The sequence below is a fragment of the Piscinibacter gummiphilus genome (genome assembly GCF_002116905.1).
GTDB classification, from domain to species: domain Bacteria; phylum Pseudomonadota; class Gammaproteobacteria; order Burkholderiales; family Burkholderiaceae_C; genus Rhizobacter; species Rhizobacter gummiphilus.
In genome coordinates this window covers 2,013,304-2,032,255 of sequence record NZ_CP015118.1, presented here as the reverse complement: position 1 = coordinate 2,032,255, position 18,952 = coordinate 2,013,304, and the positions used below count along the sequence as shown (strand labels likewise).

General features: G+C 70.0%; 17 protein-coding genes. 11 read left to right on the top strand and 6 right to left on the bottom strand.

Translation table 11 applies throughout. The annotated features are described in order from the left end of the window. The first annotated feature begins 89 nt into the window (after nucleotides 1–89). Nucleotides 90–1,085, top strand: a complete 996-nt coding sequence (locus A4W93_RS09200; RefSeq protein ID WP_085750332.1) for an SLAC1 anion channel family protein — start codon at nucleotides 90–92, stop codon at nucleotides 1,083–1,085. Between the two features lie 6 nt (nucleotides 1,086–1,091). Here the strand turns inward: A4W93_RS09200 and A4W93_RS09195 are convergent, their stop codons facing one another. Beyond that, nucleotides 1,092–2,513: an FAD-binding oxidoreductase gene (locus A4W93_RS09195; protein WP_085750331.1), complete on the bottom strand. Its 1,422-nt coding sequence runs from the start codon at nucleotides 2,511–2,513 to the stop codon at nucleotides 1,092–1,094. Nucleotides 2,514–2,586: 73 nt separating this feature from the next. On the opposite strand from A4W93_RS09195, the gene A4W93_RS09190 reads away from it, so the two are divergent. Beyond that, on the top strand, nucleotides 2,587–3,885 hold the full coding sequence (locus A4W93_RS09190) for a M16 family metallopeptidase (RefSeq protein ID WP_085750330.1): 1,299 nt from the start codon (nucleotides 2,587–2,589) through the stop codon (nucleotides 3,883–3,885). Nucleotides 3,886–3,892: 7 nt separating this feature from the next. Here A4W93_RS09190 and A4W93_RS09185 read toward each other — a convergent pair whose 3' ends face one another. Then, entirely contained in the window at nucleotides 3,893–4,630 is a 738-nt protein-coding gene (locus tag A4W93_RS09185; RefSeq protein ID WP_085750329.1) for a helix-turn-helix domain-containing protein, read from the bottom strand. Between the two features lie 122 nt (nucleotides 4,631–4,752). On the opposite strand from A4W93_RS09185, the gene A4W93_RS09180 reads away from it, so the two are divergent. From A4W93_RS09180 to A4W93_RS09160, 5 genes are all read left to right on the top strand, one after another. Next, the gene (locus tag A4W93_RS09180) at nucleotides 4,753–5,403 is read left to right on the top strand and encodes a YebB family permuted papain-like enzyme (protein WP_085750328.1); all 651 of its coding nucleotides are present in this window, start codon (nucleotides 4,753–4,755) and stop codon (nucleotides 5,401–5,403) included. Between the two features lie 99 nt (nucleotides 5,404–5,502). Then, nucleotides 5,503–6,411, top strand: coding sequence for a TauD/TfdA dioxygenase family protein (locus tag A4W93_RS09175; RefSeq protein WP_085750327.1), 909 nt, complete (start codon nucleotides 5,503–5,505; stop codon nucleotides 6,409–6,411). An 11-nt stretch (nucleotides 6,412–6,422) separates the two neighbouring features. Beyond that, nucleotides 6,423–7,433: an ABC transporter substrate-binding protein gene (locus A4W93_RS09170; protein WP_085750326.1), complete on the top strand. Its 1,011-nt coding sequence runs from the start codon at nucleotides 6,423–6,425 to the stop codon at nucleotides 7,431–7,433. After that, entirely contained in the window at nucleotides 7,430–8,257 is an 828-nt protein-coding gene (locus tag A4W93_RS09165) for an ABC transporter ATP-binding protein (RefSeq protein ID WP_085750325.1), read from the top strand. The genes A4W93_RS09170 and A4W93_RS09165 overlap by 4 nt, the downstream gene beginning before the upstream one ends. After that, the gene (locus A4W93_RS09160; RefSeq protein ID WP_085750324.1) at nucleotides 8,244–9,065 is read left to right on the top strand and encodes an ABC transporter permease; all 822 of its coding nucleotides are present in this window, start codon (nucleotides 8,244–8,246) and stop codon (nucleotides 9,063–9,065) included. The genes A4W93_RS09165 and A4W93_RS09160 overlap by 14 nt, the downstream gene beginning before the upstream one ends. Before the next feature lie 257 nt (nucleotides 9,066–9,322). Here A4W93_RS09160 and A4W93_RS09155 read toward each other — a convergent pair whose 3' ends face one another. Then, the gene (locus A4W93_RS09155; RefSeq protein WP_099959884.1) at nucleotides 9,323–9,739 is read right to left on the bottom strand and encodes a hypothetical protein; all 417 of its coding nucleotides are present in this window, start codon (nucleotides 9,737–9,739) and stop codon (nucleotides 9,323–9,325) included. 675 nt (nucleotides 9,740–10,414) lie between these two features. Between A4W93_RS09155 and A4W93_RS09145 the strand changes: the two genes are divergently transcribed. Continuing rightward, entirely contained in the window at nucleotides 10,415–11,410 is a 996-nt protein-coding gene (locus A4W93_RS09145) for an IS110 family RNA-guided transposase (RefSeq protein WP_085749163.1), read from the top strand. A gap of 46 nt (nucleotides 11,411–11,456) precedes the next feature. On the opposite strand, the gene A4W93_RS09140 is transcribed toward A4W93_RS09145, so the two are convergent. Then, entirely contained in the window at nucleotides 11,457–12,539 is a 1,083-nt protein-coding gene (locus A4W93_RS09140; protein WP_085750321.1) for a TRAP transporter substrate-binding protein, read from the bottom strand. A 155-nt stretch (nucleotides 12,540–12,694) separates the two neighbouring features. Beyond that, nucleotides 12,695–14,083 (bottom strand): metalloprotease PmbA, encoded by a 1,389-nt coding sequence (gene pmbA / locus A4W93_RS09135; RefSeq protein ID WP_085750320.1) that lies wholly within the window; start codon nucleotides 14,081–14,083, stop codon nucleotides 12,695–12,697. Between the two features lie 84 nt (nucleotides 14,084–14,167). Between pmbA and yjgA the strand changes: the two genes are divergently transcribed. Together yjgA and mog are read left to right on the top strand one after the other, a co-directional pair. Continuing rightward, nucleotides 14,168–14,740, top strand: coding sequence for a ribosome biogenesis factor YjgA (gene yjgA, locus A4W93_RS09130; protein WP_085750319.1), 573 nt, complete (start codon nucleotides 14,168–14,170; stop codon nucleotides 14,738–14,740). Beyond that, complete coding sequence (gene mog, locus A4W93_RS09125; RefSeq protein ID WP_085750318.1) at nucleotides 14,727–15,323, top strand: molybdopterin adenylyltransferase; 597 nt, start codon at nucleotides 14,727–14,729, stop codon at nucleotides 15,321–15,323. Before yjgA ends, mog begins: the two co-directional genes overlap by 14 nt. Nucleotides 15,324–15,326: 3 nt before the next feature. On the opposite strand, the gene A4W93_RS09120 is transcribed toward mog, so the two are convergent. Next, a complete protein-coding gene (locus A4W93_RS09120; RefSeq protein WP_085750317.1) occupies nucleotides 15,327–16,091 on the bottom strand; it encodes a FadR/GntR family transcriptional regulator in 765 nt (254 codons plus the stop codon). A gap of 197 nt (nucleotides 16,092–16,288) precedes the next feature. Here A4W93_RS09120 and A4W93_RS09115 point away from each other — a divergent pair, with 197 nt between their 5' ends. After that, the gene (locus tag A4W93_RS09115; RefSeq protein WP_157131621.1) at nucleotides 16,289–18,949 is read left to right on the top strand and encodes a putative bifunctional diguanylate cyclase/phosphodiesterase; all 2,661 of its coding nucleotides are present in this window, start codon (nucleotides 16,289–16,291) and stop codon (nucleotides 18,947–18,949) included. Nucleotides 18,950–18,952: the final 3 nt, after the last annotated feature.

Here is an 18,952-nt window from a genome sequence, read left to right as displayed (position 1 = left end):
AGAAAACATCGCTTCGCGACGATTACAGCCAAGTCCAGTATGGCAGAAAATGACGCCATCGACTCTTCCAGCCACGACAGGGAACCGCCATGACCCCGCTCGCCGTCCCGCCTGCAGCCACCCTCGCCCCCGCCACCACCGGCTCCATCCGGCACCTGCCCGTCAACCTCTTCGCCTCGGTGATGAGCCTGGCCGGGCTCGCCCTCGCCTGGCGGCTGGGCGCCGGCACGTTCGGCCTGCCGGCCGTCGTGGGTGACACCGTGGGCGTGCTCGCGGTCGCCGTCTTCGTGGTGCTCGGCACGGCCTACGCCCTGAAGGCGTTGCGCCACCCGGACGCCGTCGCCGCGGAGTTCAACCATCCCGTCGCCGGCAACTTCTTCGGCACGATCGCGATCTCGCTGCTGCTGCTGGGCCCCGTCGTCTCGCCCTGGTCGGCCGCCGCCGGGCACGCCGTGTGGACGGCCGGCGTGGTGGCCGCATTCGCGATCGTCTTCACGGCCGTGTCGCGCCTGCTGCAGGGCGGCCGTGCACCGGACCTGGCCCTGCCCGCCTGGCTGATCGCGGGCGTGGGTGCGCTCGACATCCCGGTCACGGGTGCCACGATGCCCATGCCCTGGGCGGGCGAGGTCAACCTCGCCGCCGCCGGCATCGGCGCGGTGCTGGCCGTGCTGATGCTCGCCGCGATCTTCGCGCGACTGGTCTTCCACGCGCCGCTGCCGCCCGCGTTGCGCCCGTCGCAGATGATCCTCGTGGCGCCGTTCGCGCTGGGGTTCCTCGCGTACGTCAACCTCGCGGGCGAGGTCGACCGCTTCGCGTCGCTGCTGTTCTACGCCGCACTGTTCTTCTTCGCGGTCGCCTCGGTCAAGGTGTTCCGCGACCCGGCGCCGTTCGCACCGGGCTGGTGGGCCATCGGCTTCCCCATCGCGGCGCTGTCGAACGCGGCACTGCGGTATGCCGGGGCCCATCCGTCGACGCCGCTCACGTGGATCGCCGGCGCCCTGCTCGCCCTCCTCGCCGCCGTGGTCGCGGTGCTGGCGGTGCGCACCGCGCTGTTCACGGCCCGGGGCCGGCTGCTGGCCGGCTGAGGCGGCTCAGAGGTACTTCGCCCACAGGGCGTTGGAGAAACGCCCGGCCGGGTCCACCTGCGCCTTCACCCGGCGCAGGGCCGCCACCTCGGGGTACGCGCGCTCGAACTGGGCGCGCGTGGCGTGCAGCTGGTACGGGAGGTACCAGCGCCCCTCGTGGGCGATGGCGATGTCGACGAGTTCCCGCGTCCACACGCCCACGGCCTCGCGGGCCGAGGCCCACGTGCGCTGCTTGTGGAACAGCACGAAGGAGAACACCTCCTCCTTCGCCCACGGCAGCAGGGAGACGGTGTCCGCCGGCGAGTGCCGCACCGACACGTTGACCGCCTCCACGCCGTGCCGGCGCAGCACCTCGCCCAGCTGCGCCGCGAACGAGGCGAAATGGCGGCGCGGCACGAAGTATTCCTGCAGCACGTACGTCGACATCGCCCGCGTGCGCGGCTCCAGCTCGGCCACGTCGAGGCTCGCCTCGTGGTTCAGCCACTGCACCACCGGCGGCCGCAGCAGCCGCGGGTGGATCACGTCGCGCCGCACCTTGGCGCCGCCGGGCAGTTCGGTGACCGCCCACAGCACGTTCTGCTCGAGGCCGTAGGAGCCGTCGCGCGGCACGAGGCGCGCCGTCCGCGTGAGCGGCTTGTCGGTGCGGCGCCACGACACGCCCACCGCGCGATCGAAGGCGGGCGGCAGCAGGTCGGCGTTGTGCAGCACGGTGGCGGGGTCGCCCCGCACGGCCGCGTCGAAGTGCGCCGGGTATTCGGCCAGCGTCGCCTGCGTGACCACCCGTTCGATGCGCACGTTGTCGGCGAGGTCGAGTTCGACCTCCACGATCACGCCCACCGCACCGTAGCCGCCGATGGCCGCGCGGAACAATTCGGGGTCGCGCTCGCGGTCGACGTCGCGCACGGAGCCGTCGGCCAGCACCAGCCGCAGAGCCCGCACGCTGTTGGCGATGGGGCCGTGGCCCACGTAGCGGCCGTGCGCATTCACGGACACCGACCCGCCCACCGTGAAGTTGGCGTAGCTCTGCATGGTGTGCACCGCCAGGTCCAGCGGGTCGAGCTGGTCCTGCAGGTCGCGCCAGCGCATGCCGGCCTGCACGCGCACCACCTTGTCCTTGCGGCGCAGCCACACGAGGCGGTCGAGCATCCGCATGTCGATGTGCAGCCCGCCCTCGATGGCCACCTGCCCGCCCATGCTGTAGCGGCCGCCGCCGATGCCGATGCGCCCGGGCCAGGCCCGCACCGCGTTGCGCAGCGCCTCCACCGTGGGCGGGACCTCGATGCGGGCGACCGTGACCGTGTAGAGCCCGGTGACGTTCGCCACCTCCGGCATCGCGGCGGCGGCCGGGACGGGCGGCAGCGACACCACGCCGGCGGTGGCGAGGGCCTGCACGAGCAGGCGGCGGCGGGACGGGTCGGCGGGGGACATGGGCTGCAGAGTGTCGAAAGGACGATCGGCCCTGTCCATCCCCCCGCGGGGCGATGCGGGCGACAATGCGTGCATGACTGCGAACCGCCCCGCCTTCCCCGCCGACGCCGACACCCGCCTCGCCACCCTGTCCAACGGCGTGCGGGTGCTCGCGCTGCAGCTGCCCCACGTCGACAGCGTGCAGATCAGCGTGTTCGTGCGCACCGGCAGCCGGCACGAGAGCAAGGCGCTCAACGGCATCAGCCACGTCGTCGAGCACATGGCGTTCAAGGGCACGCACGAGCGCACCTGCCAGCAGATCAACCTCGATGCCGAGCGGCTCGGCGCGGACGTCAACGCCCACACCGACAAGGACCACACGGCGTACCACATGCGGGGCCTGGCCCGCGACGCCGGCCGCTTCGTGCACATGCTGGGCGACATCGTGCGCAACAGCACGTTCCCCGAGGCCGAGCTGGAGCGCGAGCGCCAGGTGATCCTGCACGAGTTCACCGAGGACGAGGACGACCCACTGTCCACCGCCTACAAGCTCTTCGACAAGATGTGTTTCGGCACGCACCCGCTCGCGCAGCCGGTGATCGGCACGCGGCGCAACATCGAGCGGTTCACGCGCGACGACCTGCTCGGCTACGTCGAGCGCCAGTATTCGGCGGACAACGTGGTGGTGGGCATCGCCGGGAACATCGACCCCGAGGCGATGTTCCGCGAGGCCGAGGCCGCCTTCGGCTCGATGCCGCGCGGCCCCGAGAACCTCGTCGACGCGCCGGCCTACGTGGGCGGTGTCGCGTCGAAGCGCCAGCCGGGCTTCAGCCAGACCCACCTCGTGCTGGGCTTTCCGATCCCCACGCTGCGCGAGGACCACCAGGCCGCGCTCGTGGCGGCGGCCCTCTTCGGCGACGGCATGAGCTCGCCACTGATGGACGAGATCCGCGAGCGCCGCGGCCTCGCGTACTACGCCGCGTGTTCAGCCGACGTGTTCGACCTGAGCGGCCAGTGCGTGATCGAGGCGTCCACGTCACCGTCGCAGCTGCACGAGTGCGTGACCGAGATCTCCCGCCTGCTCGCCGCGCAGGCCGCGTCCATCGACCCGGTGGACCTGGAGCGCGCGCGCAACCAGATCGCCGTGCGCCAGATGCGCACGCACGAGCGGCCGGTGCGCCGCCTCGAGGCCGCCGTGCAGGACCTGTACGTGTTCGGCCGCGTGCGCTCGCGCGCCGAACTCGCCGCGGGCATCGACGGCGTCACGGCCGACCAGGTGCGCGAGAGCTTCGCCCGCATGCTCGCCTCGCAGGCGGCGGTGGCCGTGGCGGGCAAGGTGCCCGCCGGCACGAACGACCGCATCGGCGAGCTGGTGTCCCGCGCGACGGCCTGACCCGCGGTCACGCCGGGCGGCGCAGGCGCGCGAACGCCTCCGGCTCCCACTCGCGCTGCGCCAGCAGCACCGCCGTGCCCCGGCGCATCGCGAGCGGTGCCGCGGCGCTCTCCTCGTGCAATGCCGCGAGCCGCTGACGGAGCCGGCGCAGCTCGCGCACCATCTCCGCCTGGGCCGCCGGCGTCAGCATGCCGTGCACGAAGGCCATCGATTCACCCTCGCCGTCGAACGGGCCGCGCAGGAAATCGGGCAGGCCCCAGGTCGCGAAGAAGCGGCGGATGGGGCCGTCGGGCAGCCAGTCGAAGTCGCGCGCGATGCGCAGGCGCACCCGGTCCCCGGGCAGCAGCACGATCATGCCCATGCGCTCCAGCACCAGCAGGCGCTTGAGCACCTCGGCGCGCGTGATGCGGCACGCCGCGACCACGTCGTCCACGGTCCAGTGGTTCAGCGAACACACCGCCACCAGCAGCAGCTTCTCGTCGGACACGAGGCGCCCCTCCTGCGCCGCGTCGAGCGTGCGCATGGCGGGGGCGGAAGCGGCCGCCTCCTGCATCAGCTCGGCCAGCGTGTAGCCCAGCAGCTCGGCCACGCGCGCGAGCCGTGCAACGGTGAAACGTTCGCTCGAGAACACCCGCTTCACGCTGGGCTCGGACAGGCCCAGCGCCTGCGCCACGTCGCGGTACGTGAGGCCGCGGGCCTTCAGCAGGCGCTTGACGGTGGCCACCACCAGCACGGTTTCGGACATGGATCGGGTATTGGAAAGTGATACCGGAGCGGGCAGTCTAGGGCATGTCGATCGAAAAGCGGGCGGATTCCGGAACCCGGCGGCATGCTGCGCGCCATTCCCTCCACAGCCCGAAGGCCCCCATGACCCGACTCTTCCGCTTCCTGATCGCCGCCCTGTGCACCGTGGCGTTCCTGCCGGCCACCGCCGCGACGGCCACGCCGGTGGCCGAGCTCGCGCCGCGGCTGCAGGTGGGCGACGTCGTGTTCATCCGGGTCACGGCCCGCCCGTTCCGCGAGGTGGCCACGGCCACCGGCTCGTGGACCAACCACGTGGGCATCGTCGTCGACACGTCGGGCCGCGAGCCCGTGATCGCCGAAAGCACGCTGCCCGTGTCGGGCACGACCGGCTTCTCGCGCTTCGTGGGCCGCTCCGAACAGGGCCGCGTCGCCATCGCACGTCCTCGCGCGCTTTCGGCCGACGAGCAGCGCGACGTGAAGGCCGCCGCGGCCCGGCGCAACGGCGTGCGCTACGACACGGGCTTCGACCTGCACTCGCCGGGCCAGTTCTGCTCCCGGTTCGTGCGCGAGGTGCTGCTCGAGGCCACCGGTGTCGAGGTGGGTGAGGTGGAGACCTTCGGCGCGCTGCTGAAGGCACGGCCGGAGACGGACCTGTCGTTCTGGAAGGTGTGGTTCCTCGGCAGCATCCCTTGGCACCGCGAGACGGTGACGCCGGCCAGCCTGCTGCGCAGCCCGGCCCTGGCCCCGGTGTTCGACGGCACCGCCGCACCTTGACCGAAACCCCCTGATTCCGAGGAAGCACGCTCGATTTCATTCGTTCGATCGCGCAGGCGCCGCACCTACGCTGGGGGCTCGTCCACTCCGGAGAGCCGCATGAGCGCCGTCCTCGACCCCGTTTCCGCCACCCGCCTCGCCCCCCTCGACACCGTCCGCGTCGCCGGCCGCATCGGCGCCGAAGTGCGCGGGGTGCGCCTCGGCGCCGACCTGCCGGCCGCCGTGTTCACCGCGATCCGGCAGGCCCTCGACCAGCACAAGGTGCTGTTCTTCCGCGGGCAGCACCACCTGACCGACGCCGCGCAGCAGGACTTCGCACGGCTCTTCGGCGACGTGGTGCCCCATCCCACGGTGCCGTCGCGCGACGGCACGCAGGTGCTCGAACTCGACTCGCAGCACGGCGGCCGCGCCAACTCGTGGCACACCGACGTCACGTTCGACGTGGCGTACCCGAAGGTGTCGGTGCTGCGGTCGGTCGTGATCCCGCCCCATGGCGGCGACACCGTGTGGGCCAACACCGCCACGGCCTACGCCGACCTGCCCGCGCCGCTCAAGGGCCTGGCCGACACGCTGTGGGCCGTGCACGGCAACGACTACGACTACGCCGCCACGCGCGTGAAGGCGGCCGACGACGAAGGCCTGCGCCGCTACCGCGAGGTGTTCACGTCCCGCATCATCGAGGCCGAACACCCGCTCGTGCGCGTGCACCCGCGCACCGGGGAACGCACGCTCGTCGCGGGCCACTTCGTCAAGCGCTTCATCGGCCACAGCTCGCTCGACTCGGCCAACCTGCTGTCGATCTTCCAGCGCCACATCACGCGCCTGGAGAACACCGTGCGCTGGCGCTGGGCCGAGGGCGACGTCGCGATCTGGGACAACCAGGCGACGCAGCACTACGCCATCGACGACTACGGCGACCAGCACCGCGTGGTGCGCCGGGTCACCGTGGCCGGCGAGGCGCCGGTGGCGGTGGACGGGTCGGTGAGCCGCGTGCACGTGTCCCGCTGAAGGAGGCTCTGATGAAACGACTCCTCGCCGTGGCGGCGGCCCTGCTGTCCACCGCCGTGCTCGCCGCGCCGCCCGCGCCCGAGAAGACCGAGCTGCGCTACCAGGGCTGGGCGGGCCAGGTGACGTACCCCGAACTCGCCGAGGACCTCGGCTACCTCGCCCCCGTGAAGCTCAAGTGGGTGGGCAACACCATCAGCGGCCCGCAGGACATCCAGACCGTGGTCACCGGCGACATCGACTTCGGCGGCGCCTTCAACGGCGCGGTCGCGAAGCTGATCGCCGCGAAGGCGCCCATCAAGTCGGTCATCGGGTACTACGGCGTGGACGAGAACACGTTCCACGGCTACTACGTGTCCGAGGGCAGCCCGCTGAAGACCGCGCGCGACCTGATCGGGAAGAAGGTGGCGGTCAACACGCTCGGCGCCCACCACGAGTTGATGCTGCGCGAGTACCTCTCGCGCGGCGGCCTCACCGCCGCCGAGATCAAGCAGGTGACGCTCGTGGTGGTGCCGCCGTCCAACGGCGAGCAGGCCCTGCGTCAGGGGCAGGTGGACGCCACCACGCTCGGTGGCGTGCTGCGCGACAAGGCGCTCGAACGCGGAGGCATCCGCCCGCTCTTCACCGACCACGACCTGTTCGGCAACTTCACCGCCGGCACCTATGTGCTGCACACGCGCTTCCTGAAGGAGAACCCGGAGACGGCGCGGGTGTTCGTGACGGCCACCGCGCGGGCCATCGAATGGGCACGGGCCACGCCGCCCGCCGAGGTGCGGGCCCGGTTCGAGAAGATCATCGCGCAACGCAAGCGCAACGAGGACGCGAGCACGGTCAAGTACTGGAAGTCGACCGGCGTGGCCGGCCAGGGCGGCGTCATCGCCGACGCCGAACTGCAGCAGTGGATCGACTGGCTCGTGAAGGACGGCGTGCTCAAGGCCGGCCAGCTGCGCGCCGCCGAGCTCTACACGAACCAGTTCAACCCGTACCTGGGCCAGCAGCCGGGCAGCAAGGTGGCGGCGCGATGAGCGGGCACATCCGCATCGAGCACGTGCACAAGACGTTCGCGGCGCGCGCCGGTGGCGCCCCGTTCGTCGCGCTGCAGGACATCACGCTCGACATCGCCCCCGGCACCTTCCTCGCGGTGGTGGGGCCGAGCGGCTGCGGCAAGTCCACGCTGCTCGACCTGCTCGCGGGCCTCGCGTCGCCCACCCGCGGCCGCATCCTGATCGACGGCCAGCCCGTGACCGGTCCCGCGCGCGACCGCGGCGTGGTGTTCCAGCAGTACGCGCTGTTCCCGTGGCGCACCGCGCTCGACAACGTCGCGTTCGGCCTCGAGCTGGCCGGGGTGCCGGCGGCCGCGCGCCGCGAGAAGGCCGCGGCCTACCTCGACCTCGTGGGCCTCTCGGCCTTCGCCGACCGCTTTCCCCACGAGCTGTCGGGTGGCATGAAACAACGGGTGGCCATCGCCCGCAGCCTCGTCTACGAGCCGCGCGTGCTGCTGATGGACGAACCGTTCGCCGCGCTCGACGCCCAGACGCGCGAGCACCTGCAAGGCGAACTGCTGCGCATCTGGCGGCGCACCGGCACCACCATCGTCTTCATCACCCACGGCATCGACGAGGCCGTGGTGCTCGGGCAGCGGGTCGCCGTGATGAGCTCCCGCCCGGGGCGCATCAAGGACGTCTTCGAGATCCCGCCCGAGCTGCGCGGCGACACCGAGGACGTGCGCGCCCTGCCCGCGTTCGGCGAGGTGCGCCACGCCGTCTGGTCCTCGCTGCGCGACGAGGTGCTCGCCGCGCAGCAGGCTTCCCATCGACCCGTTCCGGAGCTGTCCCATGCCGAGCCTTGAACTCCCCGCGGGCGCACTGCCCTCCCCAGCCTCGCCCCGTGCGTTCCCGATCCTGCGTTTCCTCGGCCGCGGCATCTCCCGCACCGGCATCCTGCTCGTGCTCGCGGTGCTGTGGGAGGTGCTGCCCCGCACGGGCCTCGCCGACCCCACGTTCCTGCCGAGCCTGAGCGAGGTGCTGGCCGCCGGCTGGGACCTCGCCCGCGACGGCCAGCTCGCCGAACACACCGTGGCCAGCCTGCAGCGATCGCTGCTGGGCCTGGGCCTCGCGGTGCTGTACGCCGTGCCGCTGGGCCTGGCGATCGGGTGGTACCGGCGCACGCACGACGTGCTCAACCCGCTGATCGAGGTGCTGCGCAACACGGCCCCGCTCGCACTGCTGCCGCTCTTCATCTTGTTCCTCGGCATCGGCGAGGTCTCGAAGGTGGCGCTGGTGGTGTACTCGTGCTCGTGGCCGCTGCTGCTCAACACCGTGGCGGGCGTGCGGCAGGTGGACCCGCTGCTCGTGAAGTCGGCCCGCACGATGGGCGCGACGCCCGCCCAGCTGTTCGCCCGGGTGATCCTTCCGGCCGCGCTGCCCGGGGTGTTCGTGGGGATCCGCCTGGCGAGCGCCGCGTCGATCCTCGTGCTGATCGCCGCCGAGATGGTGGGCGCCAAGGCCGGCCTCGGCTACCTCGTCATCTACGCCCAGTACAACTTCCAGATCCCGCAGATGTACTTCGGCATCCTGTCGATCACGGCCATCGGCCTCGCGGTCAACGCCTCGCTGGAGTACCTGGAGCGTCGGCTGATGCGCTGGAAGGGGACGTGAGGCCCCCGCTTGCCAACCTGGGGGCGCATCCATATACTGTATGCAACAACAGCACTGGATGAACCACCATGCTCACTGACCCCATGACGAACCAGCGCAACGCCTTCCGCCAGACGTACAGCCCGCGCCCCCTGCTCCGCCTCCCCCGGTGGGCGTGGAGCGTGTGGCACTGGCTCTGAGCTGACCTGCGCTGAACCTGGTCATCCCGGCGCACGCCGGGACCCACCATGGCCGAAGCACGGGCGGACGGGAGGCCCTCAAACGTCCCCGTCCGAATCCTCGATGCGGATGAACGGCCCGATGCAGGTGTTCAGCTCCTCGTCCTCGTCCTCGCACATCACGAACACCTTGCCCGCCGGGTGCAGCAGCACGTAGCGGGTGTTCTCGGCACCGGCCTCGGTCACCTTGCCGCCGCAGTCCTTGCCGCCGTTGTCGCGCACGATGCGGTCCACCCACTTGTAGAACCCGTTTTCACTGGGCTGGTCCGACATCGTGAACTCCGATTCGGCCTCCTCGTCCGCGCTCGTCACGAGCGTGGTGCCGTCCGCCTGGATGCGGTAGATCTCGTGGCACGACGAGTTCGGGTAAGGCAACCGCCACAGCCCCACCAGCGGGTGGTTGGGCCGCAGGGAGGCCGCTGCCGCGGCCGAAGCCGACGTGACGACGACGGTCACGCAGGCAGCCACACAAGCGAAAGCAAACGCGCGTTTCATGGCGGCACCCAAGCTGTGCACGGGTCCGGATCGGACTCGTCTACAGCATAGCCCTGTCCAGCAGAACGCGCTCGTCGGACCTCACGCCGTCCGTGCCTCGGCACTCATCCATGGGGGCGACGGCACATCCGTGGAGCGCACCGGCAGGGCCCAGGGTCCCGGCCTGCGCCGGGATGACGCGCGGGAGGTGAACGCGCCGAACGGTCACCCCGGCGAACGCCGGGGCCCACACGACCCCATCGCGCCCTGCCCCCAGTGGATCCCGGCGTCCGACGGGATGACGCCCCCCCGGTTGAGAGCCCGACCGAGGGGCGAGCAAAGCGCAGCGAGCAATGCCCCGAAACGCAAGCGCGCACGCGGAGAGGCGAGCGCAGCGGAGCCGACCCATCAAGCCACACGCGAGCCCGGGTTTCCCGGGCGACCCGTGGCGCCCCTTGTATGTTTGTCTTGAGGCTTGACTGCCGCACCGAGTCGGCAGAGAACCTCGATTGTGGAGGTTTGCAGCGCCGTGCATATCCAGTCGCCCCTCTGAGACCTTGATCTCGCCCCCAAGCAGTCGTGAGTGCACGGTTCTGCGTTTGTCTCCAAGCCCGAACAGTTACCTGAACGCACTTCGTATGTTGCAAGGATGGGACTATGACAAACGCTGCTGTTTCCGACACTCCGGCAGTCGCCGCAGGTGAGTTCATCGGCATCGATGTGGCCAAGGCCAAGTTCGACTGGAACACTCATGGCTCTGCCGTTTCTCACTCTGCCTGCAACGACTCTGTCGGATTCGAGTTGCTTTGGCAGGATTTGCGCGACCGACAGATCAACTTGATCGTGGTTGAAGCCACCGGGGGCCTTGAAAACGCCCTCATCGGCTTTCTCATCGGCCAAGGCTTGTCCGTGTCCCGCGTGAACCCGCGCGCGGCCAGGGAGTTCGCTCGCAGCCAGGGTCACCTGGCCAAGACGGATGCCATCGACGCCAGGGCGCTCTCGCATTACGCCCACACCCTGGCGCACAAGGCGAATCAGGCCGGCATTCGCTTCGTACCCGTGCCAGAGCAGGTCGAGGCCTTGCGGGTCCTGATTGTTCGCCGTCACCAGCTGCTGGACATGCGAACGGCCGAAAGGAATCGCCGCGCCGGGGCCATGCGCGTGCTACGCAAGAGCATCGATGCCGTGATCCTCACGCTCAACGAGCAGATCGCCGCGCTCAACGACGACATCCACACGCACCTGAAGGAACACTTCCAGGAGTTGGACGCACGGTTGGAGAGCATCAAGGGGGTTGCGCAGACCACCAGCGCGACGATGATCGCATTCATGCCCGAACTCGGCACCGTTGGTAGTCGCCGAGCAGCCAAGCTCGCCGGGCTGGCCCCGTTGAACAACGATTCGGGCAAGCAGCGGGGCAAGCGATCGATCTGGGGTGGTCGCAGCATCGTGCGCTGCGCCCTCTACATGGCCACCCTGGCTGCGGTCAGGTTCAATCCGGTGATCAAGGCCTTCTACGTTCGGCTCGTCGGGGCGGGGAAGCCCAAGAAGGTCGCCTTGACCGCCTGTTCCCACAAGCTGCTGCGCATCCTCAACGCCATGGCCCGTACCGGGCAGACCTGGAATCCGGAGATTCACGGCCTGCCGGCTTGACTTCGAACACAGTTGCTCGGGGGCAGGAGCGAAGCGACTGGGGGGCTCAGAGTTTCACGGACTGCATGTAGCCGTCGAACCGCGCCTCGCAGAACCGGAACCAGAGGTTCTGGTCACGCCGGAAGTTCGCGTAGTCCGCGTAGATCTTCTTCCAGTTCGGGTTGGTGTCGGACAGCTCGGCGTACACGTCCATCGAGGCCTTGAACGCGGCGTCCATGATGGGCTTCGGGAACGGCACCAGCTTGGTCTTGTTGGCCACCAGCTGCTTCAGCGCGTTCGGGTTGCGGGCGTCGTACTTGGCCTGCATGTCCGTGTGCGCGTACGCGGCGGCAGCTTCCACCACGGCCTTGTACTCGGGGGTCAGCGCCTCGAAGGCCTTCTTGTTGATGAACACGTCGACCTGCGGGCCGCCTTCCCACCAGCCCGGGTACACGTAGTACGGGGCCACCTTGTAGAAGCCGAGCTTCTGGTCGTCGTACGGGCCCACCCATTCGGCCGCGTCGATGGTGCCCTTCTCGAGGGCCTGGTAGATCTCGCCGCCCGGCAGGTTCTGCGGCACGCCGCCGAGGCGTTCGATGATCTTGCCGGCGAAGCCGCCGATGCGGAACTTCAGGCCCTTCATGTCGGCCAGCGTCTTGAGTTCCTTGCGGAACCAGCCGCCCATCTGCGCGCCGGTGTTGCCGCAGGGGAAGTTGATGATGTTGTAGTTGCCGTAGAACTCGCGCATCAGCTTGAGGCCGTTGCCTTCCCACATCCACGCGCTCATCTGGCGGCTGTTGAGGCCGAACGGGATGGACGCGCCGATGGCGAACGTCGGGTCCTTGCCGAAGAAGTAGTACGGCACCGTGTGCGCGCACTCGACCGTGCCGTTCTGCACGCCATCGACCACGCCGAACGGAGGCATCAGTTCGCCGCCCGCATGCACCGAGATCTGGAACTTGCCGCCGGTCATCTCGCCGACCTTCTTCGCGAACACTTCACCGCCGCCGAAGATGGTGTCGAGCGACTTCGGGAAGCTCGACGCGAGGCGCCAGCGGATGTTCGCCTGGGCGTGCACGATGGCCGGGGCGGCGCCCGCGGCGAGCACGCCGGCGATGCCGGTCTGGCGAATGAAGGAACGACGTTCCATGAAGGGATCTCCTAGGGGAAAAATCAGCTCGGGAAGAGGTGGGTCGAGCGGATTCTAGGAGTGCGAAAACTGCGGGTTCCCCCGTGTTTACCCCGTTCGTGGCTTTGCGTACGCAGCGGGTCGGGACGACCTGCGCCACGACCCTTTCAGCATGCTTACGAACCGGCGATCTTCATGCGGTCGATCAGCACGGAACCGATGGTTTTCGTGCCCATCGTGTAGGCGTCCGCACCCACCGCGACGATGCCCTTGAACATGTCGCGCAGGTTGCCGGCGATGGTGATCTCGTGCACCGGGTACTTGATGCGGCCACCCTCGACCCAGAAGCCCGCCGCGCCACGCGAGTAGTCGCCGGTGACGTAGTTGACGCCCTGCCCCATCAGTTCGATGACGAAGAGGCCGCGGTCGAGCTTGCGCAGCATCGCGTCGAGGTCGTCGGACACGTGCGTGAGCCGGCTGGTGAGCGTGAGGTTCTGCGAGCCGCCGGCGTGGCCTGTGGTGCGCATGCCGAGCTTGCGCGCCGAGTAGCTCGACAGGAAGTAGTTCTGCACGACACCGCCCTTGGCCACGTCGCGCACGCGCGTGAGCACGCCTTCGTCGTCGAACGGGGCACTGCCCTTCGCGCGCGGGATGTGCGGATCCTCGTGGATGTCGATGTGCTCGGGCAGCACCTGCTTGCCCAGGCTGTCCAGCAGGAACGTGGACTTGCGGTACAGCGCACCGCCACTCGTGGCCTGCACGTAGGCGCCGAGCAGCCCGGCGGCCAGCGTGCTCTCGAACAGCACCGGCACCTCGCAGGTCTTGATCTTGCGCGACTTCAGGCGCGACAGCGCGCGTTCGGCGGCGTAGCGGCCCACGGCCTCGGGCGCGGCCAGGTCGTCGGCCGAACGCATCGAGCTGTACCAGGCGTCGCGCTGCATGTCGTCGCCGCCACGGCCGGGCACCGACGCGATGGGCGCGACCGACAGCGAATGCCGCGAGCTGGCGTAGCCGCCGCGGAATCCGCGGGTGTTGCCCGCGAAGAAATGCGACTGCTGCGCGGACACGCCCGCGCCTTCCGAATTGGTGATGCGCGGGTCGACCGACAGCGCGGCCGACTCGCACCGCAGCGCCAGGTCGACCGCACCGGCGGCGTCGATGGCCCACGGGTGGAACAGGTGCAGCTCGCGCGCGGCCTGCTCGGGCGTGGCCACGTCTTCCGCGTCGGGCAGGCCGGCGGCCGGGTCTTCCGCGGTGAAGCGGGCGATGTCGTAGGCCGCGCGCACGGTCTGCTCGAGCGCCGTGCGGGAGAAGTCGGACGTGCTCGCGTTGCCGCGGCGCTGCCCGATGTAGACGGTGACCCCGAGCGACTTGTCGCGGTTGCGCTCGACGTTCTCGATCTCGCCCTTGCGCACCGAGACCGACAGGCCCGCGCCCTCGGACACCTCGACCCCGGCATCGCTCGCCCCGAGGGTCTTCGCGAAGGACAGCGCGTCCTCGACAAGTTGCTCGAACACCGCGCGTTCGTAGGAGAAGCCGTGGACGGGGGAAGTGGTGGAGGACATGGAGTGTCTGGAATGGGGGCCGTGGCTATCATACCGGGGCCCCCGTTCGCGGCGACAATACGGGCGATTCACCGCCCGAGCCCCATGTCCACTCCGCACGATCACGATCCCGACTACGAAGCCCCCGACTACGACCGGCCCAGCAAGACCCGGCTGAAGAAGGAGTCGCACGACCTCCAGCACCTCGGGGAACAGCTCGCCGCGCTGTCCGACGGCCAGCTGGCCAGCGTGGGCCTCGACGAGCAGTTGTTCGATGCCGTGCAGCAATACAAGAAGACCAAGTCGCACGAAGGCCGCCGCCGCCAGATGCAGTACGTCGGCAAGCTGATGCGCAAGGTCGACGTCGACCCCATCCGCGAGGCCGTCGCCGCGCTGCAGCTCGGCCACGCGAAGGACTCCCTCGCGCTGCACCAGGCCGAACGCTGGCGTGTCGAACTGCTCGCGAGCGACGACGCCCTCACCACGTGGATGGCCGAACACCCGGGCAGCGACGTGCAGCAGCTGCGCAGCCTGATCCGCGCCGCCCGCAAGGACGCCGCCGCCGCGCCCGAGCAGCGCAGCGGCCGGGCCTTCCGCGAGCTGTTCCAGTTCATCAAGTCCCAGGCCTCGGCCGGCACGGACGAAGACACTGAAAACCACACCGATGACGACGCCTGAGCCCGGTAAAACCTTCGAGCTGGTCCGCATCGGGCTGCTTTCCATCAGCGACCGCGCCTCCAGTGGCGTCTACGAGGACAAGGGCATCCCGGCCCTCCAGGCCTGGCTCGCCCACGCGCTGTTCAACCCGGTCGTGTGGGAAACGCGCCTGATCCCCGACGACCAGTTCACCATCAGCGCCGCCCTGTGCGAACTGGTGGACGTCGCCAAGTGCGACCTGGTGCTGACCACCGGCGGCACCGGCCCCTCTCCGCGGGACGTCACGCCCGAGGCCACGCTCGCCGTGGCCCACAAGGAACTGCCCGGCTTCGGCGAGCAGATGCGCCAGATCAGCCTGAACTTCGTGCCCACGGCCATCCTGTCGCGGCAGACGGCCGTGATCCGCGGCAAGTCGCTGATCATCAACCTGCCGGGACAGCCCCGCGCCATCGCGGAAACGCTCGAAGGCCTGAAATCCGAGCCGCCGGTGCCCGGCATCTTCGCCGCGGTGCCCTACTGCATCGACCTGATCGGCGGCCCGTACCTCGTCACCGACGACACGGTGTGCGAGGCTTTCCGGCCGGCCTCCGCCCGCCGTCCCTGAAACTCAGCCTGCCGAGCGGCGCTGCCGCTCGCGGCTGTTGACGAGGTGGATGCGCATCGCCGCGCGCGCCGAATCGGCGTCGCGCCGGGCGATGGCGTCATGGATCTGCTCGTGTTCGGCCACCACCCGCTGCAGGCGCAGCGCCCGCTCGTGGGGATCCATCTGCGTGGCCGCTCCCCGCGTGCGCGGGATCACCGGGGGCCCGAGCTGGCGCATCAGGTCGGCGATGTACGGGTTGCCCGTGGCGTCCGCGATGGCCCGGTGGAAGCGGAAGTCGGGTGACACGGTCTCGCCCGGGGCGGCCAGGTGGGCGGCGAAGTCGTCGACCGCGCGGCGCATCTCCGCGAGCTGCTCGGGCGTGTGGCGCACGGCGGCCATGGCGGCCGACTCGCTCTCCAGGCACAGGCGCAGCTCCAGCACCGAAAGCATGTCGTCGAGCCCCGCACCCGAGGCGTCGCCCACGCGCAGCCAGCCGTCGTGGCGCGATTCCAGCGCGAAGGTGCCCACGCCGTGCTGCGTCACCACCAGCTGCGCGGCCTGCAGCTTCGACAGCGCCTCGCGCACCACGCCCCGGCTCACGCCGAAGGTCTGCATGATCTCCGATTCGCTCGGCAGCTTGTCGCCGGGCCGGATCTCGCCCGTGCGGATGCGCTGGGTCAGCGCCTGCACCACGTCGTGCGCGAGCGTGCGGGGGCGGCGCGTGCTCCCCGGTCCTTCCGGAGCGTCGGACGGAGTCGGGAGCGGACGCGGGTCGGCGGCGAGGGTCATGCCCGGGATGATAGCGACGCACCGGGTCGGGGCCGGCGCGGTCGCGCAATGGGGGGCTCCACTGCCCCGACGCACGCGCGCAACGGCCCGGGTTTCCCTCCCCCGCACTTGCCCTTGAATGGCCAGTCCTTCGCTGCGATGATGTCCCTCGATCCGCAGCGCAAAGCACCTGCGTCCGAACCCACAGGAGACGACCCATGGCCCTGCCCGCCGAGGCTGCTGCCAGAGTTCCGGACCCTGTCGGGGAATCGCCCCGAGCCGCAGCTTGCCCTGACCATTTCCTCGACGCGTTCCACGACAGCGTCGTCCAGGCCACCGCCGCCCCCGCCCTGCTGCAGCACGTGTGCGACAGCGCGGTCACCCGGGGCGGCTGCCACGCCGCCTTCATCGTCAGCCCGAACGCGAACGTGGGCTGGCTGGCCGTCGAGGCGGCCGCCGGCTTCCAGGCCGACCACCTCGGCGACATCCGCTTCCTCGCGAAGGAGTTCCCGGGCGACCCCTGGGGCTGGGTGGCGCGCACGTGGCGCAACGGCAGCGGCAGCGGCCCGCACGACGCCTCCGCCTGGCCCGCGCTGAAGCAGCACGCCCCGGACGCCACCGGCATCGCGCTCGCCATCCGCCGCCGCCATGCGCCCACCAGCGTGCTGGTGATCTGGCTGTCCTACGGCGCCGATGCGGCGAACGCCCTCGTCACCCGCCTGCAGCGCGCCGCCGGCCTGCTGGGCCTCGCGCTCGACAAGCTGCAGCTCGAGGCCGAACGCGCGGCGTCCGACCAGGGCGCGCGCCAGGCGGAGGAGAAGTACCGCGCCATCCTCGACACCATCGAGGACGCGTACTACGAGGTCGACGTGCGCGGCAAGCCGATCTACCACAACGCTGCCTTCGCCCGCATGCTGGGCTACGAGCGCGGCGAAACCCTCAGCGCCGACAACCGCGTGCGCCAGACGCCCGAGATGGCCGCCCGCGTGTTCAAGGCCTTCAACGACGTGTACCTGACGGGGGTGGCCCGGCAGAACGAGGAATGGGAGTACCTGCACAAGCAGGGCCACCGCGTGCAGGTCGAGGGCTCGGTGCAGCTGGTGCGCGACGCGCACGGCCGCCCGGTGGGCTTTCGCGGCATGCTGCGCGACGTCACCGAACGCCGCCGCATCGAGGCCACGCTGCGCGACAGCGAGGCGCGGTTCCGCGCCCTCACCAGCATCTCGTCCGACTGGTACTGGGAGCAGGATGCCGAGCACCGCATGGTGCGCATGGAAAACCGCCACGCCCACACCGACGCGTTCCAGCAGACCTTCCTCGGCAAGCCCATCTGGGAAAGCGAGATCACCCTCTACGGGGACGGCGACTGGGCCGAGCACCGCGCGCGGCTCGACGCCCACGAACCCTTCCGCGACCTCGTGATGCAGGGCGTGCTGCCCGGCGGCAAGCCGTACTACGTGGCCGTGAGCGGCGAACCCATCGTCGACGAACACGGGGCCTTCCACGGCTACCGGGGGGTCACCCGCGAGATCACCGCGCAGAAGGTGGCCGAGGCCCACGTGCAGCACATGGCCATGCACGACAGCCTCACCGGCCTGCCGAACCGCGCGATGTTCGGTCACCTGCTGACCCTCGCGCTGCACACCGCGAAGCGCTACGACCGCCAGTTCGCCGTGCTCTACCTCGACCTGGACCGCTTCAAGCTCATCAACGACACGCTGGGCCACAGCGCGGGCGACGACCTGCTGCAGGAGGTCTCGCGGCGGTTCCGCGAGGTGCTGCGCGCCAGCGACGCGGTGGCCCGCCTGGGCGGCGACGAATTCGTCGTGCTGCTGCAGGAGGTCAGCGGCGCGGACCAGGTGGCCACCGTCGCGCGCAAGCTGCTGTCGGCCACGCTGAAGCCGTTCGAGCTGATGGGCCACGAATGCCGGGTCACCGCCAGCATCGGCGCCGCGCTCTACCCGGCCCACGGCGCCGACGAGCACCTGCTGCTCAAGCACGCCGACGCTGCGATGTACCACGCGAAGGCTCAGGGCAAGAACAACTTCCAGCTCTTCGACGAGACGCTCGACGGCCATTCACTCGAACGACTGACCCTCGAGACCGGCCTGCGCCGCGCCATGGAACGCGAAGAGATGGCACTGCAGTACCAGGCCAAGCTCGACCTGCGCACCGGCCGCATCAACGGCGTGGAGGCGCTGCTGCGCTGGAACCACGCGCAGCTGGGCAACGTGCCACCCGCCACGTTCATCCCCATCGCCGAGGAGACGGGCCTGATCGTGCCCATCGGCAAGTGGGTGCTGCGCACCGCGTGTGCCCAGGCCATGGCCTGGCGCCGCCAGGGGCTGCCCGACCTGCACATCGCGGTCAACATGTCGGCGCGCCAGTTCCACGACCCGCAGCTGCTGTCCGACCTGGAGGCGATCCTCGCCGAGACGGGGCTGCCGCCGCAGCTGCTCGAACTCGAGATCACCGAAGGCGTGATCATCCAGAACGTCGACCAGGCCATCCGGCTGCTGACGTCGATGAAGCAGCTCGGGCTGCGCATCGCCATCGACGACTTCGGCACGGGTTACTCGTCGCTGGGCCAGCTGAAGCACTTCCCGGTGGACACGCTGAAGGTCGACCGCTCCTTCGTGCGCGACCTCGCCACCAACACCGACGACCAGGCCATCACCACCGCCATCATCGCGATGGGCCGCACGCTGAGCCTGACCGTCGTGGCCGAGGGGGTCGAGACCGAGGCGCAGGAGCACTTCCTGCGCGAGAACGCCTGCGACGAGATGCAAGGCTTCTATTTCAGCAAGCCGGTGGACGCCGACACGTTCGCCGGGCTGCTGAAGGGGCAAACCCCGCGTCCTGTAGAGTCCGGGCCTTGAGCC

Excerpts from the sequence above, each read along its gene's own strand:
- A4W93_RS09200 (WP_085750332.1), top strand. The coding sequence starts at position 90 with ATGACCCCGCTCGCCGTCCCGCCTGCAGCCACCCTCGCCCCCGCCACC.
- A4W93_RS09195 (WP_085750331.1), bottom strand. The coding sequence starts at position 2,513 with ATGTCCCCCGCCGACCCGTCCCGCCGCCGCCTGCTCGTGCAGGCCCTC.
- A4W93_RS09190 (WP_085750330.1), top strand. The coding sequence starts at position 2,587 with ATGACTGCGAACCGCCCCGCCTTCCCCGCCGACGCCGACACCCGCCTC.
- A4W93_RS09185 (WP_085750329.1), bottom strand. The coding sequence starts at position 4,630 with ATGTCCGAAACCGTGCTGGTGGTGGCCACCGTCAAGCGCCTGCTGAAG.
- A4W93_RS09180 (WP_085750328.1), top strand. The coding sequence starts at position 4,753 with ATGACCCGACTCTTCCGCTTCCTGATCGCCGCCCTGTGCACCGTGGCG.
- A4W93_RS09175 (WP_085750327.1), top strand. The coding sequence starts at position 5,503 with ATGAGCGCCGTCCTCGACCCCGTTTCCGCCACCCGCCTCGCCCCCCTC.
- A4W93_RS09170 (WP_085750326.1), top strand. The coding sequence starts at position 6,423 with ATGAAACGACTCCTCGCCGTGGCGGCGGCCCTGCTGTCCACCGCCGTG.
- A4W93_RS09165 (WP_085750325.1), top strand. The coding sequence starts at position 7,430 with ATGAGCGGGCACATCCGCATCGAGCACGTGCACAAGACGTTCGCGGCG.
- A4W93_RS09160 (WP_085750324.1), top strand. The coding sequence starts at position 8,244 with ATGCCGAGCCTTGAACTCCCCGCGGGCGCACTGCCCTCCCCAGCCTCG.
- A4W93_RS09145 (WP_085749163.1), top strand. The coding sequence starts at position 10,415 with ATGACAAACGCTGCTGTTTCCGACACTCCGGCAGTCGCCGCAGGTGAG.
- A4W93_RS09140 (WP_085750321.1), bottom strand. The coding sequence starts at position 12,539 with ATGGAACGTCGTTCCTTCATTCGCCAGACCGGCATCGCCGGCGTGCTC.
- pmbA (WP_085750320.1), bottom strand. The coding sequence starts at position 14,083 with ATGTCCTCCACCACTTCCCCCGTCCACGGCTTCTCCTACGAACGCGCG.
- yjgA (WP_085750319.1), top strand. The coding sequence starts at position 14,168 with ATGTCCACTCCGCACGATCACGATCCCGACTACGAAGCCCCCGACTAC.
- mog (WP_085750318.1), top strand. The coding sequence starts at position 14,727 with ATGACGACGCCTGAGCCCGGTAAAACCTTCGAGCTGGTCCGCATCGGG.
- A4W93_RS09120 (WP_085750317.1), bottom strand. The coding sequence starts at position 16,091 with ATGACCCTCGCCGCCGACCCGCGTCCGCTCCCGACTCCGTCCGACGCT.
- A4W93_RS09115 (WP_157131621.1), top strand. The coding sequence starts at position 16,289 with ATGGCCCTGCCCGCCGAGGCTGCTGCCAGAGTTCCGGACCCTGTCGGG.